General features: G+C 46.5%; 12 protein-coding genes and 1 pseudogene. 5 read left to right on the forward strand and 8 right to left on the reverse strand.

Annotated features, from left to right (window positions below; genetic code table 11):
- Nucleotides 1-10: 10 nt before the first annotated feature.
- From AC8GFP_RS01245 to AC8GFP_RS01260, 4 genes and pseudogenes are all read right to left on the reverse strand, one after another.
- Nucleotides 11-532, reverse strand: a complete 522-nt coding sequence (locus tag AC8GFP_RS01245; RefSeq protein WP_506609475.1) for a SiaB family protein kinase — start codon at nt 530-532, stop codon at nt 11-13.
- Between the two features lie 50 nt (nt 533-582).
- Nucleotides 583-1701 (reverse strand): PP2C family protein-serine/threonine phosphatase, encoded by a 1119-nt coding sequence (locus AC8GFP_RS01250; protein ID WP_506609477.1) that lies wholly within the window; start codon nt 1699-1701, stop codon nt 583-585.
- A gap of 1299 nt (nt 1702-3000) precedes the next feature.
- Entirely contained in the window at nt 3001-4443 is a 1443-nt protein-coding gene (locus AC8GFP_RS01255; protein WP_506609479.1) for a PP2C family protein-serine/threonine phosphatase, read from the reverse strand.
- Nucleotides 4444-4511: 68 nt separating this feature from the next.
- Nucleotides 4512-5109 (reverse strand): annotated as a pseudogene (locus tag AC8GFP_RS01260) (IS30 family transposase); the annotation flags it as partial.
- 210 nt (nt 5110-5319) lie between these two features.
- On the opposite strand from AC8GFP_RS01260, the gene AC8GFP_RS01265 reads away from it, so the two are divergent.
- From AC8GFP_RS01265 to AC8GFP_RS01275, 3 genes are all read left to right on the forward strand, one after another.
- On the forward strand, nt 5320-6840 hold the full coding sequence (locus AC8GFP_RS01265; RefSeq protein WP_506609481.1) for a PP2C family protein-serine/threonine phosphatase: 1521 nt from the start codon (nt 5320-5322) through the stop codon (nt 6838-6840).
- Nucleotides 6841-7360: 520 nt separating this feature from the next.
- Nucleotides 7361-8539, forward strand: coding sequence for an exonuclease SbcCD subunit D (locus AC8GFP_RS01270; RefSeq protein ID WP_506609483.1), 1179 nt, complete (start codon nt 7361-7363; stop codon nt 8537-8539).
- On the forward strand, nt 8536-11265 hold the full coding sequence (locus AC8GFP_RS01275) for an AAA family ATPase (RefSeq protein ID WP_506609485.1): 2730 nt from the start codon (nt 8536-8538) through the stop codon (nt 11263-11265). The genes AC8GFP_RS01270 and AC8GFP_RS01275 overlap by 4 nt, the downstream gene beginning before the upstream one ends.
- Nucleotides 11266-11300: 35 nt before the next feature.
- Here AC8GFP_RS01275 and AC8GFP_RS01280 read toward each other — a convergent pair whose 3' ends face one another.
- A complete protein-coding gene (locus tag AC8GFP_RS01280; RefSeq protein ID WP_506609487.1) occupies nt 11301-11546 on the reverse strand; it encodes a hypothetical protein in 246 nt (81 codons plus the stop codon).
- A gap of 281 nt (nt 11547-11827) precedes the next feature.
- Between AC8GFP_RS01280 and AC8GFP_RS01285 the strand changes: the two genes are divergently transcribed.
- Nucleotides 11828-13156, forward strand: coding sequence for a hypothetical protein (locus AC8GFP_RS01285; protein WP_506609488.1), 1329 nt, complete (start codon nt 11828-11830; stop codon nt 13154-13156).
- A 77-nt stretch (nt 13157-13233) separates the two neighbouring features.
- Here the strand turns inward: AC8GFP_RS01285 and AC8GFP_RS01290 are convergent, their stop codons facing one another.
- Nucleotides 13234-13626 (reverse strand): hypothetical protein, encoded by a 393-nt coding sequence (locus AC8GFP_RS01290; protein ID WP_506609490.1) that lies wholly within the window; start codon nt 13624-13626, stop codon nt 13234-13236.
- Nucleotides 13627-13769: 143 nt separating this feature from the next.
- Nucleotides 13770-15344, reverse strand: coding sequence for an ADP-ribosylglycohydrolase family protein (locus AC8GFP_RS01295; RefSeq protein ID WP_506609492.1), 1575 nt, complete (start codon nt 15342-15344; stop codon nt 13770-13772).
- 289 nt (nt 15345-15633) lie between these two features.
- Between AC8GFP_RS01295 and AC8GFP_RS01300 the strand changes: the two genes are divergently transcribed.
- Nucleotides 15634-16263 carry a VRR-NUC domain-containing protein gene (locus AC8GFP_RS01300; RefSeq protein WP_506609494.1) on the forward strand — a complete coding sequence of 210 codons (630 nt, stop codon included), beginning with the start codon at nt 15634-15636 and terminating at the stop codon, nt 16261-16263.
- Here AC8GFP_RS01300 and AC8GFP_RS01305 read toward each other — a convergent pair.
- Nucleotides 16256-16780 (reverse strand): TraR/DksA C4-type zinc finger protein, encoded by a 525-nt coding sequence (locus tag AC8GFP_RS01305; RefSeq protein ID WP_506609495.1) that lies wholly within the window; start codon nt 16778-16780, stop codon nt 16256-16258. The genes AC8GFP_RS01300 and AC8GFP_RS01305 overlap by 8 nt on opposite strands.
- Nucleotides 16781-16882: the final 102 nt, after the last annotated feature.

The following is a 16882-nucleotide window of genomic DNA, read 5'->3' on the forward strand; positions in this document are numbered from 1 at the left end:
TCCTTCTTGCTCAGATGGTTGCGGCCAAAATAAAGTCAACACTGTGGTCATCCACATCCACAAAGGTATAGCTGATGGGGTGGGTTGCTCTGCGGGCAATTTCAAGCAAGCCGAGTCCGGAACCCGGCCCTTCGTGTTCGCTGGCATTGGACATGCCGTCGCGGTAGAGCTGTCGGATGGTTTCCTTGTCCGCTCCTTCAATTTGCGCCAGTCTGTCTTTCAAGCCTTGGGTCTTGTCTTTTTCAATCCGGTTACCGCACATGATGGTGATCTCTTTCTCATGCTCGGTGATCAAAATCATGCCCATGTTTTCAGCATGTTCTTTGCCGTGCCAAATCAGGTTTTGCACCCCTTCCATGAAGACAGCAAAGATCAATTTGGAACGCTTGACCTCGTCATTGGCCACCAATCTCTCTTTGAGCAAATCGGCCAACGTGACCATCAGGTCATCTGTCACCGTGCCGTTGTAGGCCATGATGACGTTGTTGTGACGCAAGCTGTTGCGCAACATAATGGCTTGAGATAAATCCATATTCACAATTCCTTTTCAATCGACAGGGTGCAAGTCTGTTTTTTTTGTCACTAAAGCGAAAACACCACCGCGGTGACATCGTCTCGCCGTGTGTTTGTTCCTTGCCAGCGAACAAAGTCTTGGCGCAGCGCATCAATCACTTGCTGCGCGTGCCCACCCGCATGGTCAGACAACAATTGCTCCAAACGCCGATACCCATACGACACTTTGGGTTTGCCAGTCGCACCGCCCACTTGATCTGTCAATCCATCCGTGACGATGACAAACAGATCGCCTTTTTCATAGGGCAAGACCTTGACCTCGGGTATCTCTGTCGAAGGCACGCGGTCTTTGTAGCCCAAGCTGACGCGTTGTGCCATGTGGCGCGTTACCAAACCGGCAGTGTTCACATGGAACAAGTCGATCTTTGCGCCAGCATATTCCACGCGTTGTAAGCGCCGGTCAATACGCAACACCGTGGCGTCACAACCGTCGTCGCTTTCACTGTCAGGGCGGTCTTGGTTCAAGCCGGTGCGCACAAAGTGGTCCAACGAAGCCAAGGCAGATACAGGATTTTCCATGGTGTCATTGGCATAAATACGTTCTAGCGAATTACTCACCAGCAAACTCAGCATCGCACCAGGTACCCCGTGGCCAGTGCAATCGGCCACTGCCAACACATACGGCCCGTCATGTTGCGAGGATGAAATCCAATACAAATCGCCGCCGATGGTGTCGCGTGGTTCCCAAATCGTGGCAAACGAGGCAAAGCGGCCATCGAGACGAATTTGGCGCGGCAACTGCCCGCGCTGCAAACGGCTGGCGTAATTAACCGAACCCACGACCAATTGATGCGCTTCATCAAGTTCTTGGTGCTGCGCCTCGAGTTCTTTGGTACGGGCCGCCACGGTTTCTTCCAACACCTTGTTTTGCCCCTCCACCAGCACTTTTTGCGCGTCAAGCGACTTTGCCAATTCTTTTTGAATCCACACATTGCGGCTGATGACGGCCAAGGCCATGATCAGGGCTTCGCTGCACAGGCCGATGGCTTGCGACACATTTGAGTTTTGCAGCAAATAGCTGAAACCCGATTCAGGCAAATAACTAAAGACCGAGGGGTAGCCCATCAGGCCAGTCACGAAGATCAGTCGGAAGGCCAAGTATGGCAATGAAGCAATGAGCCAGAACATGGCCACCGACATGCCTTGCCTATAACGATCCAAACCGCATTTGTAAAGCAAGGCGAAAAGCAACAAGGGTAAAACGGCATTACCCATCCAATAAATATGTTGGGGAATGTTGTGTCGCCAGAGAATAGTTGTTAAAAAGTGAATGACTAAGTAGCCTACGAAGGCGTAAATGAATTTTTGGGTCGTTGGGAAATACCGGGCAATTTGCAAAAAAGAACTGGCAAATAAGAAGTAAAAAATCAATTGACCGTAGCCAGAAATGGAAAAGAATAAAGTCGATAAGGACCCAGTCACCAATCGAAGGCCATCAAAGTTGAAGAAAAATTCGGTCAGGTGGATGCCATCATGGGTTGGAATGGTGATCACCTGCATCAGCGCAAATGAAATCCAAATGCCGTAAAACAAACCTGCTCGATCCTTATTCCAAAAATAGGAGTACCAACCAAAAATGGCCAGGACGAACATGATGCCCAAAAGGCCACCTTCCAAATACAAACCAAATCGGCGGGTTTCTAAAAACCGTTCATTGTCAACCACCCTCAGCACCAAAGACTTAGGCAAAATCGTGGATAAGGACCTTGTCCGAGACAGCAGAGTCAGCGTCTCTCCACTTTTGAGGGTGAACAAGCTGTCGCGGCTTTTTGCAGAAGCAGAACTAGGTAAAGTGGGGTCAATGTCACTCAGGTCCGAATAGCCAGCGATAAGTCCATTTGGTCGCAAAGTGATGAAAGTGTCATCAGGTTGTAAAAGATGGGTGTTAATGTCAACCCAAAAACCATCCAACTTGTAGCTTCTGTCTACATCCAAACGGCTGCTGATTTTTTGCAAAATCCAATAGTGTTTGAGCGCATCGATACCATCCACTTGCGCTAAAGGCTTGAACTCCTCTTTTCGCTTGAGAACGTCTTCAACTGTAAAAGAACCATCAGGATCTTCAAGGACCAGCGTGCTTGCTTTGGGGCTGAAAATAATTGGTGTAGCAGCTTCTATTTCATAGGGTTGAAGATCATTCCAACTCGTGGCGCTTGCCGTTCCAAAGAACCAGATACAAAGTGCCATCAAAAGAAATTTTGAATATTTCATGAACGGCATATATTGATTTGATTTTTTAGGTTCGTCTGCTGAGAATACTAAAAAAATTTAAAAATTTAGTCAAGCATGGGTGATTAGTAATTTTTATGTAGGAATGTATCTCTTTGACTTCAAAAGAATCAGAAACCATATGACTCAGATACAGTTTGAACTTAGACCTAGGCATGGCGGACTCATCATTTCCTTTATTTCACGCCAAAAAGAGAATTAAATCTCCAGAGCCAAAATTGTCACATCATCTCGCCGCGCTTGCGTGCCCTGCCATCCAGCCACTGCCGACAGGAGTTGTTGTGCCAGATGTGCTGTGTCGCCGGAGCCAGACGCTTGCAACACTGCCAGCATTCTTTTGTAACCAAAGGCCAATAGCGGCTGCTTATCTCCACCCATTTGGTCTGTCACACCATCAGTCACCAAGACCAACCGACTGCCCGGAGCTGGCGTCCATTGGTGTGTGGCGGGCTTTAAACGGGGCGAATCCCGGTATCCCAAACTGATGCGATCAGCCTTGTGTTGTTCAACATCACCACTTGTATTTAATTCGTACAGATTGATTTTGGCTCCAACATACTCCACCGCTTTGTTGGTCAAGTCAATGCGTATCAATGCGGCATCACACCCATCATCGCTCTCGCTGCCAGGTAGGTCTTGCCGTAGGCTTTTTCGAACCAGTTGATCAAGCTGAAGGATCGCTTCAGATAAATCTATTGAGCCGGGGTTGGAAAATATTTTTTCCAGTTGCGAATTCACCAACACCGCCAACATAGCACCAGGAACACCGTGGCCAGCGCAGTCAACCAAGGCCAACACCAAGGTGTTGGTGGGTGCGTGGTGGTGTGCCCACCAAAAGTCCCCACCAATCGTGTCCCGTGGGTGCCACTCCACTGTGAAATCTTTCAATAATTTGCGCATACTTTGAGCATGAGGTAACTGCGATTGTTGAATCAACCGGGCATAGCGCACAGACGACATCAGGGTGGCCAACGAGGAGTTGGATTCGTTCAGTACTTTTTTGAACAATGTTTCTTTGATTTGCAGTTTGTAGGCTGCAGTAGCCTCTTCAGCTGAATTAATCCCTTGCAACTGCGGTTTGAATACACAGGTCCAATGAAAAGAGCTGAAGCACTCGTCAGACTCGGTTTGCTCTGGGTGGAAGGTCAACTCATAAGCCCATTGGTGCGAGATAAATCGCACCAAATAGCCGTGGATGATGCCCTCACTAAAGGCTTGGTGGTGTGACAGCAGTGTTGAGACTGCATTAAATACGTAGCAACCATCTGAAATGCGTTTGACGTGAAATCCATAGTCCACACCTTCGCAATTTTGCGAAGCGTTGGTCGCCACGTGATAAGCATGGGCAAAATTTTGCACAAACCAATCCAAACCATCGGTTTGCGTTGATGCATCAGCCATCAAGGACTGGTAGTTTTGCAAGGAGGCCGTAATCAGGTCTTGGGAGTAATGGTCCCCCATTGAGAAACCAAAATTCAAAAGTGCTGCAGAGCCGAATCGCCTGTAGGCGGCTTCGTGAATCTCTTGCCTGAGCTTGGCCGGGTACCAAGCATCGATGTCAATGTCATATACGTTGTGCATCTTGAGCACATCTGAGCCAATGGAACCCAACTCGCCCATGATGCGGACGGTTGACTTCAATGCGCGTCCCAATATCATAGGTTGGGTAGAGTGTTCTGTGTTTTTAAACATTCATTCAATTGGCGGATTTAGGTTAGAAGCGCAAAGCCCTTGTGTGATTGATGAAACACCTCTGCAGGTGTTTTTAATCCCAATCTTTTTCTTGGTCTGTTATTCAATCTGTTTTGAATCATTCTAATTTCTTCATTGGTGACCGTTGACATGGATCTTTTCTTGGGGGTGTATTGGCGCAGCAACCCGTTGAGGTTTTCATTGCTGCCCCGCACCTATCTAGCAAATGGTCTGGAAAAGTAGGTGGTTCTTTGAAGCTGTTCATCAATATGGGCATCCGATGCAAACTTTATACCGTTGTCAAAGGTCAAAGTCTTGACCTTGGCAGCCAAAGGTCGGAACTTGTCCACAATGGCTGGGCTGATTAATTCAGACGTCTTTTCTCTACCTTTGCCATAACGGCATACCCTCTCTTGCGCTCGACCATCGTCACAACCGCATTTTTGAGGCAGGCACAAAAGACGGTGCCGCATTACCAACGACCCACTTGTCCTCTAGCTTCAAAATGCAAGAGCCGCTCGCTCAAAGGCCGTCTGTTTGGGATTTGCCCCGGCGATCGCGGCCATCTGCACAGCGCTTCCTCTTTTGCTTCTGACAGCGCAAGTTCTTCCAAAGCGTCACGCTTGAGTTTTGTCGACATAAACAAGCAAGAATTCTGATATCTTTTACCTTGCCTCAGGTGTTTGTAAGTGACAAAAAACTTAGACCGCCGGTCAATAAGCCTTGCATGCCAAACATCCACAGCCACCCAACTATCAGTTATTTGAAGTTGCACTTCGTGCTTGAATACGCAATGTGTGTAACTTTCTTTTGGAGATCTTTAAATTGAATGATCTAGATAAAGTTACCTTGATCTCTGGCAAGGCAATTGCTAGTACGCTAAAAACTGTTTCTACTTTAGGTGAAATAGGAAAAAAAATTCTAGACTCTGCCGGAGTTCGAGAAATCGATCTTGATGGTTGGTATCCGAGTAACTTACGAATTCAAATGTTTGATGAAGCATTTGAGCGATTTGGTTCTGAAGCTTTATTTGTTTTTGGAATCAATGTCATATTTTCTTATCGTGATGCCATGGCCTATGGCAAACAATTAAGAATGAATTTTCTGAGTTCTTTAGCATCAAATCCCTCGGAGAAAAATATTCTTGAGGCACTTTATGAGGTTATGAAAAAAAATAATCTTGCATCGAATACTGTGATTAAAAGTGCAACCAGAGGCCATCATGACTTATACGGCGCTCAACTAATTAAAAACTCAGAAACAAATTTTTTGATCTATATAACAGCTGCACTTAATCAAAACCATGAGGCATTTTTCCGAGGTTCCATACAAGCTACTTTAGGGATGGTGCTGATTGAAAAATGGGAAATAGAGGTTGTTACGAAATCCATCATCTTTAAGCCTGAAGCTGACATGACTACATTTGAATATGAAGTCAATTTCAAAAGCTATGAAGGCGATAAAAGTTTAGATGAACTGTTAATTGATTTGCAAATAGAAGCAAGAGATGCATTAATGCATAAGGTTGTATTGGACTCAGATAATTCTTTGAGGAAATTGGACGCTTCTCATCAAGTTGTACTTGAGTCTGTGAATTATGCAAGTCGACTGCAAAGAGGTCAGCTACCAAGAAAGGAAAAAATAGAGGGTCGTTTTGCATCTTTCTCGTCTATTTGGGAACCTCGCGACACCATTGGTGGCGACCTGTATTGGCTGTCCAGTTCACAACAGTCAGGCCCGTTCGTGTTGGCAGTTGCCGATTGCACTGGACATGGGGTTCCTGGGGCCATGCTGTCACTGCTGGTCAGCAACTCGCTAGAGCGTATTTATGCAAGCGACACCGCTGAAGATCCAGCTGCTGCGCTCATGTCCTTGGACCACTACGTTCGTACGGGCCTGAACCAAGACCGACTCGACAGCGAGAGTGACGACGGATGTGATGCCGCGGTGCTGCGGATTGATCGTGACAAGCAAACCATTGAGTTTGCCGGTGCCAAACTGGGATTGTTTCAAGTCAACGTAAAAGGGGAGATCATCAGGCACCAAGGGGCTAGGTGCAGCTTGGGTTATCAAGATGTGGTTTTAGAAGCTGATAAACCTGTTGTGCAAAAGATCCCTTACCAGTCAGGTGACGTATTTTCAGTTGTGACTGATGGTTTTACCGATCAGATTGGTGGTTCAACAGGGAAGACGTCATTCGGTTATCGCCGACTAGAGGACATCCTCAAAGCCAATTACAAAGCCAGTGCTGAAGAAATTACAGTAGCTATGAGGAATGAATTTGCTGTTTGGCAAGGCACCAATGCACGAAGAGATGATGTCACAGCGGTGGTGTTCAGACTGTGACGAAAACCTCTTGACTCGAGCCATCCGCCGTGTAATATACGTGCGATAACTCTATGAAATTTGAGGGCAAAAAGTCACCCAGAGGCCTTCAGCGCGACAAGTAGTTGCGTATAAAAAGAAAAAGCATCGCTTTTGACGATGCTTTTTTAGGTGGCTCCTCGACCTGGGCTCGAACCAGGGACCTACGGATTAACAGAAATCCAGGCTCGTCAAAAACCCTTATAAATCAATTACTTACGTGTAAAAATAGCCACCGTGTAATGTTTCGTGTAATTCACCAAAAGTTGCATATTGCAACTGGACGGGTGAAAACCTAGTTTTTCAGGTTTTGACCCCTGAATTTTGACCCCAAAACTTCGACGACATAACCGGGACTCGAACTGAAAAAGCCCAAAGTTCGACTCCATCACGGGACACCGAATTTTGAAATCCGGGTGGCTCATCTCATGAGACTGTCATCATACAAACTAATATTATTTAAAGGACAGCATCACCTTTAAACCTTAAACTTGTACCCACCATGACGATCAAATTCCTCCATACTGCAGATTGGCATTTAGGTCGAGTTTTCTTCCAGATGTCACTTTTGGAGGAGCAGCGGCATGCTTTGAAGCAAATTATTACCATTGCTGTTGAACAGCAGGTGCAAGCTGTGCTCATTGCGGGTGATGTATTTGACAGGTCAATTGCGCCGGTGGAAGCGGTTCAATTGCTAGATGAAATTATCACCTCGCTTATCTGCGAGCACGGCATAGCGGTTGTCATGGTGGCTGGCAATCACGACAGTGAGCAGAGGCTCGCTTATGGTGGGCGCATCACTGAGCTCAATGGGCTGCATGTGCGCGGCCCGCTTGGGCGTTTTACCCCAATTCCTTTTGAACATGACGGCGTGCGCGTGCTGCTTCACCCCTTGCCCTACCTGGAGCCAGCCATGCTGCGCAACTTACCAGGCGGCGATTCGATCAACACACATGAAGAGGCCATGCGATATGCGTTGTCGCAACTCGGTCCATTGCAGTCAGGTGCGCAGCGCCATGTATTGCTTGGTCACGCCTTTGTTGCTGGGTCTACTGAGTGCGAGTCTGAACGATCTATTTCTGTAGGTGGCACAGGCGCTGTTCCCAGCAGCGTGTTTGATGGTTTTGATGTAGTGGCCCTTGGACATCTTCACAGGCCGCAAACTGCTGGTGCTGAGCACATTCGTTATTCGGGTTCCTTGCTCAAGTATTCATTCAGTGAAGAAGCGCATACCAAGAGCGTGAATATCATTACTCTGGCCGCAAAGGGTGCGCCGCAGTTTGAGCAGATTCCGCTCCAAGTTTTGCATGATGTGCGCAGTATTTCAGGCTGCTTTGTCGAACTCTTGCAAGCCCAAGTGGACGTTGATGCTTCGATGGACTACATACAAGCATTCCTAACAGACGAGACGCCCGTGCTCGATGCCATGCAGCGCCTGCGGCAGGTTTATCCCAATTTGGTAACTATCCGTATGGCTGTTGCCCAAGTCGGCGAAAACGCTGGTGCCCTTGTTGCTAATGACTTGAACAACCCAGAGCAGCGCTTTCTAGAATTCTTTCATTGGGTTAAGGGCCAGGGGCCCAATGAGGCTGAGCTGCAAGCCTTTCAAGCCGTGTTGCAGGCCGAGTTGCATGCCGAGCAAGAAATACAAATTCAAGCTGAGCGAGGAGGTGCTCTATGAAGCCGCTTCTCTTGAAAATGCAGGCCTTTGGTCCATTCAACAAGCAGCAAGAATTAGATTTCACACTACTAGGTGAGAAAGCTTTTTTCTTGATCCATGGTCCCACTGGGGCAGGCAAGTCTACATTGTTTGATGCTATGTGCTTTGCCCTTTACGGCCAAAGCTCTGGCAATGAGCGCCGGCCAGATCAAATGCGCAGTCACCATGCAAGCTCAGACACATTGACCCGCGTGTACTTTGAGTTTGAGCTACATGGCAAGCGTTACGGCGTAGTCCGTGAGCCAGAGCAAATGCGCAAGGCTGTTCGCGGCAACAGAGATGTTAAGCATTTGCCTCAGGCCTCTCTTTCTGTCTTGAGCGAAACAGATATAAGTCAATGGACCATCTTAGCTAGCGGCTCTAATGATGTCACATTAAAAGTTCAGGACCTTCTGCGCATCAACCACCGGCAGTTCGTGCAAGTGATCATGTTGCCCCAGGGCAAGTTCAGTGATTTTTTGGTGGCCACTAGTGTTGAGAAAGAAGCCATTCTTAAAAAACTCTTTGGCACTGAACTCTACGAGCGAATTAGCCTGCGCTTTAGAGAACAAGAAAATGCCATTCAGACACAAGCTCAAAATGCACGCCAGCAGCGGGAGCTCTTGGTCCAAAGCTTGGGTTTACAAGGTGAAGCTGAAATAGCCCCCCACCAAAGCAATCTGGCAGAGCAACACCAGCAAAAATTGGCAGAGCTCGAGGTTCTAGGCCAAAAGCTAAACACAGCAACAGATCTTCATCAAAGAAGAAATCTGTGCGAGCAAGATATTGCCACCAAAACTCATCAGCAGCAAATTCTTCAGGCTCAATTGCAAACTGCGTTGGTTGATCTGAACGAAGCTAACTTTGCCCAAGAAGAGGCACTTGCATTGGCCCCCCAAGTGCAACTTTACAACGAGCGGATCATTACCCTAGGCGCTTTACAGAATAGGGTGATGGCCATTACGGAAGCCAGCCAAGGCGCTTTAGATGCGAGGCAGCAGCTTGATGTAGCGCAAGCATCAGCAACGCAAGCACAGGAAAATCTAAATATTTTGCAAGCGACCCATGAGCTGCAAAAAGCTAGCCTGCAGCAGTTGAAAGACACTGCACAAACCTTGCCCACCCTGCAAGCTCAACAAACCTTGGCCCAGCAGCATTTACGATTGTGGGAAGACTGGCAACATTGCCAAGCCCATCTTTTAAGTACAAAAAATATATATGACACAACCAAAAAACAAGAGCAGACCCACCTCACTGCGTTAAAAAAAAGACAAGCTAAATTTGACGAAGCGCGGCAACACTGGCGCATGGGCCAATCTGCTCGCTTGGCCCTAACCTTAGCCGCTGGCATAGCCTGTCCGGTATGCGGCTCTAAAGACCACCCCACGCCAGCGCTGCATGAAAGTGAAGTGCTAGTGGATGACGCCGCACTACAAAGAGCTGAAGACGATTTAGCCACGTCCAAAGAGCAGCACGTGCAAGCCCAAATAGCCGAGACCGAGGCCAATGCGCACCTCAGCGCTGCTCAAGCCCGGCACGACCAATTAGCACCGCAGGTTGCCCACTTGCCAGCCGATCAACAAAGCTTGCAAGCGCAAATAGACAAACGCGAACTGGACATTAGGGCCGCAGACAACGCGCAAACCCAAGCGGATGCATTGCAAGCGAAGCTCAATAATGCCCAGGTCCAATTGCAACAGTTAACAGTCAGCAGCCAAGCCGCACAAAACGCTGTACAGCAAAAGCTAAGCGCTTTTGAGCAACAAAGCGTGCTTCTGGCTGAGCGTCAAGCCCAAGTGCCAGCAGAATGGCAAGAGGTTGACGAGCTGGAACGTGCCATTGCAAGCGCCAATGCTGAGCTGCAGCGTATTGCGCAGCTGCAAACACAGGCACAAACCGCGCTGCTCGCCAAACAAGAAGTGCAGCAAAACCTCAATGGCCAACTCAATCAGTGCACCCAGCAGCTACAGCAGGCCCAGGCAGTGCTGCAAGCCATGCCATCTGAGCACACACTGCAAGAGCTGCAGGATCAAGTCAACCAGCTGACGCTTGAAAAAACAGCTTGCCAAGAACAATGTCTGATGTTGGGTCTCAAAATCAACTCGGCCAACACCGTGCAGGAAAATCTGCTGGCTGGCAAAGCCGCCTTTGAGGCACTGGAGCAGCAATACCAAGTGGCAAGCAGCCTGGCGCGCCTATGCAACAACGACAACCCCAGGGGCACCTCATTTCAACGCTACGTGATGGCCGCGCTGCTAGATGACGTGCTCGTGGCCACCACCCGCCGTCTGCAAGCTATGAGCCGAGGCCGCTACTTGATGCTCAGAAAAGAAGAAGCCGGCCCACGCAACCGCACAGCAGGACTTGACTTAGAAGTTTTAGACAACCATACCGGCAGGCGCAGAGATGTCAACACTTTGTCTGGCGGCGAGAGCTTCATGGCAGCGCTCTCGTTGGCGCTTGGCCTGTCTGATGTGGTTCAAAGCAACGCTGGCGGCATCAGGCTGGATGCTATATTTATTGACGAAGGCTTTGGAAGCTTGGACGCTGAGTCGCTGGACTATGCGATACAAACCTTGAAGGCTTTGCAGCAAAGCGGCAGGCTAGTGGGCATCATCTCGCATGTGCCCGAGCTGCAAGAGTTCGTGGATGCCCGGGTGGAGGTGGTTTCTGGCAGGGAGGGAAGTGTGGTCCGGGTTTGTGTTTGATAGCGTTGGAAAAGCAATATTGTTTAAGTTTTTTGCTATCTGACACGCTTTTGTCTAAGAATTGCTAAGCCCAAGCCCAAGCCCAAGCCCAAGCCCAAGCCCAAGCCCAAGCCCAAGCCCAAGCCCAAGCCCAAGCCCAAGCCCAAGCCCAAGCCCAAGCCCAAGCCCAAGCCCAAGCCCAAGTCCAGTACCTGACCTTCTTGATGCACTTCATGCCACAGGTACTGGCATACACCATTGAGCTTTAAAAAGATCCAATCTAAGTGACATATAACGCCCATAGGGCTTTGTTGGTGTCGAATCCTGCGGGAATGCTCGCGACCGATCTTCTGACTACGGGCACGAACGCTTTAATAGAAGACAACGACATCTTGATCTGCCATCAAGATCCTAAGTCTTTAAAGCTCATGGCGAAGTGAAAGTACAGCCACCCGCGTTTGTGGAAAGTGTGCTCAAAATTTAGACTGATTAAAGGGTGTTAAATCCAAGATATCGTTTGACAGGTAGCAATAGTTAATGTCTGATCAAGAAAAACCATTACTCATTCTCAATTTATCTTGCTATGACTAAACAGATACCCCACTTAAGCACTGGTACCAATGAAGAAGAACGTAATTGGCTGAAGGAACTTATGGCTGTCCATAATAATCATCAGTCTGAGTGGTTTTCTGATTTTGACCTTAAACGCGCTTATGCAAATGCGTACCGTATCAATGAATGGCCTGAGCCAGACGATGAACATTTCATTGAGAGCTTGATACAAGGTTTAATTGAGGCAGAAAAAAACTCGAATCATCTAAGTTGGAATACTGAACTTATTCACCTTTGCTTTGAAATCATTGCTTTTAGAATTAATCGTGTGAAAGCTGCTGCTAAGCTAAGAGAACGTTTGCTAAGTGGAACTGCTGCTGCACAGTTGGAATTGAGTATCGCTACTTGGGAGTGTAAAAATGACACTGAACAAAAACAACTGATTCGGCGCCATTTTTTTGAAAAATATGGTGATTTAACACCCCAAGATTTGTCAAAGAACCTAATCAATCGGTGGCCTGATCGATTTTCTGGTCAAAGGCCGCATCCTGAAGACACAGTGACTCAATTTATAGAATACTTACACTCCGAAAATAAAAAGTTAGATTGGTGGGAATTCCTCGAACGGCTTGTGCCATCAAATCCTGAACAGTCAAAAACCCTATGGAATCATTTGAGAGCAACTAGCGTAAAGCCATCTATCTTTTGGTATCCCGGTAGTGGTTCAGACACTAAGCCAATCAATTTCAGACATTACAATACTCCTCTCAGTGGACGTTTTTTAAGCATAGATAATTCATCCACATTGGAGAATTCCATTCTCTTTTGGATGAATGATTTAGAGGATATTTTCAAAAAAACAAACCCAAGTCAAGATTCGGAGGTTGTTGTAAAAAAGCGTGAGGACTATATGTTTAATGGTGTTTTACCAGTGACGCTATTTTCTATACGTGACCTCGGTGCTGAATATCTTGTATTTTTCTCTAATGTTCCGTCACACGTCCTCTTCGCGGAAGTTATCTTCCCCGCTCGACTTAACGTAGCCTGCACTTTACTTGCTGCTCAAGGCGGCTTTTCTCGTCAGCTTTTTGGCTTTGAACAATACAGAGACATCCCAAAGATACTTTCGCTTACTGAAAGTGATTTAGGTCCAGTGGATGTCTACTTTTTGGATGCGCAGGCTCATAGTAAAGTTCAGCGTAGTCCTAACTCCCCCTATATTCGGCATTATGAATGTCAGTTACAAAGTTCTTTGCCATGTGGCTGGCAGCCTTGCAGAGCATTTACTAGACCCGGCCTACCCTATCGATCAGATGATTTCCCTAAATCATGGACGGTAAGAAATTGCCGGTCAAATTAATAGACTTCCACTATTTTAAATTTTATAAATCCAAGATCGTTTGACTAGGGGTGACAGCTTTGATTTGAATTCGCTCTTCAACCCTTAACCAAACCTTGGCGAATGATTTCAGCGTTGTAGCCCTGCCAAAACTGATAGCCTGGCCCACCCAAAACACAACCTCCTAATCGGTATTCCACTTTATTTGGATTAAATTTTTGGTCAACATTATTCTCAACAAGTCCAAAAAGTATAAATTTGGGCTTTCCTGATTTGATATCTTTTTGGGCAGCATGAATCCCAGCCTCTTGTGTATCTGGATAACCTTCGGTCGAAGTCAATGAAAGAACTTGCTTCTTAACCCCCATACCTGTCCATTCACGAGGCAAGTTCGGATTCATACTTGCTACATACAACAACATCAACAAACCAATACTGAAAATCACCATCCTTTGGCGCTGCTTGATTCTGCGCTGTACGTCTATCTTCATTCGCTTTCTCCTGTGCGCAGTTTCACCAACCAATCCGGCTTTTGTGGGCAGTGTTCATCAAGCCACTCTTTGGCTTCATCGTAGTTCAAGCTATGGTGTTGCACTGTGATGGTTTTTGATTTAGATGCATGACTAGACGAAATTTATTTTGGAATACTGAACCCACACACTACCCGCAAGTTACGTTGAACATCTTTTATGGTGTAAGCCTCTGGTCTTGGCTGTCCGTATTCCGTTTTGCAGGCTAGAACCTTTTCCAAAGCTTGTTTAGGGATCCCATTTAGCCCGTTGTATGCGCCTACAAGGCCACCCACAATACAAGCATTTGTATCTGTGTCGCCACCCATTGCCAAGGTCTCCAAAATCGCTTGGCGATAACCAAAGGCAAACTCCAAATAATGGAAAGCATAGGTGAATCCATAACGAACATATCCCGCTTGCGGAGTTGCAGCCGGTAGATTGCTGTTTGCTGCATCGTCTAGCCATTGCAATACTTCTGGATTGTTGTGCTTTAAATATTCACTTGCAGCTTTTATGGCCCCTAAATTATCTTTGGGGAATAGGATCAAGTGCCGAAGTGCCAGAACATAAGCAGTCGTTGTGGCAATGCAAATTTCGTTAGGATGGGTTAAGACCACATCCTGTTTGACCATATCGATTGTTTCTTGCATATTCAATCGACAAGCAGCGATGCCAAGGGGTGTTACTCGCATTAGGCTTCCATTGGCCTTGGATTCAGCATTGTGCTCTTGAGCTTGGGTTTGGACAGTAATCAATCGATTTGATGGGTCCTTTTGGATGGTATGCAGCTTTAAAGCTGCTCGAGTGGCTAAGCCAATATCAAAAGGCTTTGTATCTGACCAATTGCAGTAGCCAGCTGCAACTTGTGCAGCGCTGAAAACTCCTCTGGTCAGATACAAAGCCTTGAGTAAAGTAACAGTCATTTCGCCGTCATCTGTAAATTGCCCCGGAGCGAGTTCGAACACGCCGCCACCAGGCATTTCAAAAGCTTTGGCTGCCTCTTTAACCGTTGGTTTTCTGCCCATGAACTCCAACACACCACCTGCTGCGTCACCTATGAGTGCACCATATACTGCGCCAAAGGCATGGTTTTCATGTACGGTCATTTCATGCAAAGTGTCCACAGGCATATGAATTTCTCCAAGAGAGGTTTGAATTGCTGCAGTGATCTTTCTAGTTTCTGCAGTTGGGGTTAGGCTGCTTTCACCTCTTGGGCACTTGATCATTCCGTTGAGCGTTTTAACGTCTTGCTGTAGTTTGAGCAGTTTGTTGTAGGTGGATAAGCCCAGTAGGCTTTTCCATGAATTAACAAATGGAAGTACAGTTAAAAATTCATCTGATTCTTGGGCCAGTAATTCCTCATCAGACCGCTCTCGCCAAGAGTCGCCAGTGGGCCATCGCTCACGCTCAGGATCGCAGCGACCTATTTCTTGTACAGGAATTACCTCCATGCGACCTGTTGGTAATTGGTCAGACTCTTTATCACCCAAGATCTCCACTGTGATGGTGTCTTCCTTTGGATTAACCTGGTGACAAAAGCCGTAGACATAACCTTGGGAATTTGCATTCGGCCCCGTTCTCGTGAATCTAAGACGGCTTCCTTTTATGGCCCACCTGCTGCCAGAGGTACCGTCATAGTCGTTGGAATTTATATACATGGCAAGCTTGCCATCTATGACAGCCAATTCACCTTTCACGGGTGTCCTGTCCTCATCGTCCCACGCTGATTGACTGATATTCATCATGCCTCTTTCTGTCGTTGTTACCGGAATTCGCTTTTTTAGCTGAACATAAAAGGGGACCAGTTGTCAAATCATGGCTTTTGACATCACCTCATACCGTAGGTATGGAAAATCCTTTAAATTTAGTCGGAAATTTCAAAGTATGGGCAAATCGGGTTGACCGTTATAGCGAGTTTGAAAAGCTTTGTGCTGTTCGAATTTGGGAAATAAGATAGATGTATTTTTGAATGAACATAAGGACCGCATGTCAGATTTAGAAAAAAAGCCGTCTCTGCGAATAAGCCCCAATGTTTACGGCCGTACCTCAGTCAGAAACAGAGTGACATACTTCATTGATCCAAAGGGAGAGGGTACCAAGATGGGTGTGCCAGAGACCGTGGTGTTGACTCGTTGGCGGCAGCGAGTGTTTGAAAACCACCGTTTTTCTGGCTCAAAGCTTAGTCCGACATTGTGGCGTGCTGTAGCAGCTGTTTACGGGAAAAATGCTATAAAAATTTGCAAGCTGTCGAAAGAAGAGCTTGAGGATTTGAAAAAAACTAAAGGCCCTGCACTTAAAAAGTTACATCATTTTGCTCTTCCAGAGACTAGCATCCTTTTAGCACTTTTCAACATTTGCGGTCCAGAGCGACTTAAGGTTTTGATCGATAAACATACATCCAAAGAGCACGAAGGTCGTTCAGGCATTCCAGATTTATTTCTATTCGCAATAAATAACCAAACTGGAAAACCTTCGATTGCAAGGTTTGTAGAGGTTAAAAAGCCAAAGGAACCGGTATCTCAAGATCAGAAAAATGAAATTGAGTTGCTTAACTCTATGAGACTTCACGCAAGAGTGATACGCCTAGTTGAAATGCCGAAAAAAGAGGTCAGTTGAAATTTTCACTCATGCTAAGGCCAGTACGGTTTTCAAAATCTTTTTGGCAGGATACACACCTGTAGGTATTGGGCATAGAGGACAATCTCAAAGGATCTATCCTCTCGCCACAAGTGATACAAATTCTGCCAGGTAACTTTTCTTTTACTTGCAAAGAAACAACTGTAAGTTGATTTTTAGGTTTAATAGACTTGTCGAAATTAATCGTTTCACTCAAAGAAACTATTCCTGTAAGCAGCAATCTATGAAAGATTGCATTGCAACTTCTTTCATGTTGCTCTGCAATTTTGTCTAGAGTTGTTCCATCAAGAAAATTTGAAATTAATTTAGATTCTTCCTCTTTAGTCCATCGTTTAAAAGATTTTGGTCGCTGAAAGGGCGATGGCTGAACGTGCATTTTTCTTTGACTGTTTATCGTCTCAAGAACCTCAGTCAATGCATCTGTTATTTCAGATGAAAAAACTTCTTGTTTGATAAGCTTTAAAAGTTTCTTTTCAGATGCGGATTCGTTTGCCATCTTGATCCTCGACGTTAAGTTGATTACCTATTGCAATCTTCAATGCTAAATTTATCAGCTTTTGAGCTTGGCCAATCATCTTGCTTGTTAAACGCGGCACCC

The sequence above is a fragment of the Limnohabitans simekii (SeqCode) genome (assembly GCF_965234735.1).
GTDB classification, from domain to species: domain Bacteria; phylum Pseudomonadota; class Gammaproteobacteria; order Burkholderiales; family Burkholderiaceae_C; genus Limnohabitans; species Limnohabitans simekii.

Bases quoted from the DNA above. Each gene is read 5' to 3' on its own strand.
- AC8GFP_RS01245 (WP_506609475.1), bottom strand. From the start codon at position 532: ATGGATTTATCTCAAGCCATTATGTTGCGCAACAGCTTGCGTCACAAC.
- AC8GFP_RS01250 (WP_506609477.1), bottom strand. From the start codon at position 1,701: ATGTTCTGGCTCATTGCTTCATTGCCATACTTGGCCTTCCGACTGATC.
- AC8GFP_RS01270 (WP_506609483.1), top strand. From the start codon at position 7,361: ATGACGATCAAATTCCTCCATACTGCAGATTGGCATTTAGGTCGAGTT.
- AC8GFP_RS01275 (WP_506609485.1), top strand. From the start codon at position 8,536: ATGAAGCCGCTTCTCTTGAAAATGCAGGCCTTTGGTCCATTCAACAAG.
- AC8GFP_RS01280 (WP_506609487.1), bottom strand. From the start codon at position 11,546: ATGGGCGTTATATGTCACTTAGATTGGATCTTTTTAAAGCTCAATGGT.
- AC8GFP_RS01285 (WP_506609488.1), top strand. From the start codon at position 11,828: ATGACTAAACAGATACCCCACTTAAGCACTGGTACCAATGAAGAAGAA.
- AC8GFP_RS01290 (WP_506609490.1), bottom strand. From the start codon at position 13,626: ATGAAGATAGACGTACAGCGCAGAATCAAGCAGCGCCAAAGGATGGTG.
- AC8GFP_RS01300 (WP_506609494.1), top strand. From the start codon at position 15,634: ATGTCAGATTTAGAAAAAAAGCCGTCTCTGCGAATAAGCCCCAATGTT.
- AC8GFP_RS01305 (WP_506609495.1), bottom strand. From the start codon at position 16,780: ATGGCAAACGAATCCGCATCTGAAAAGAAACTTTTAAAGCTTATCAAA.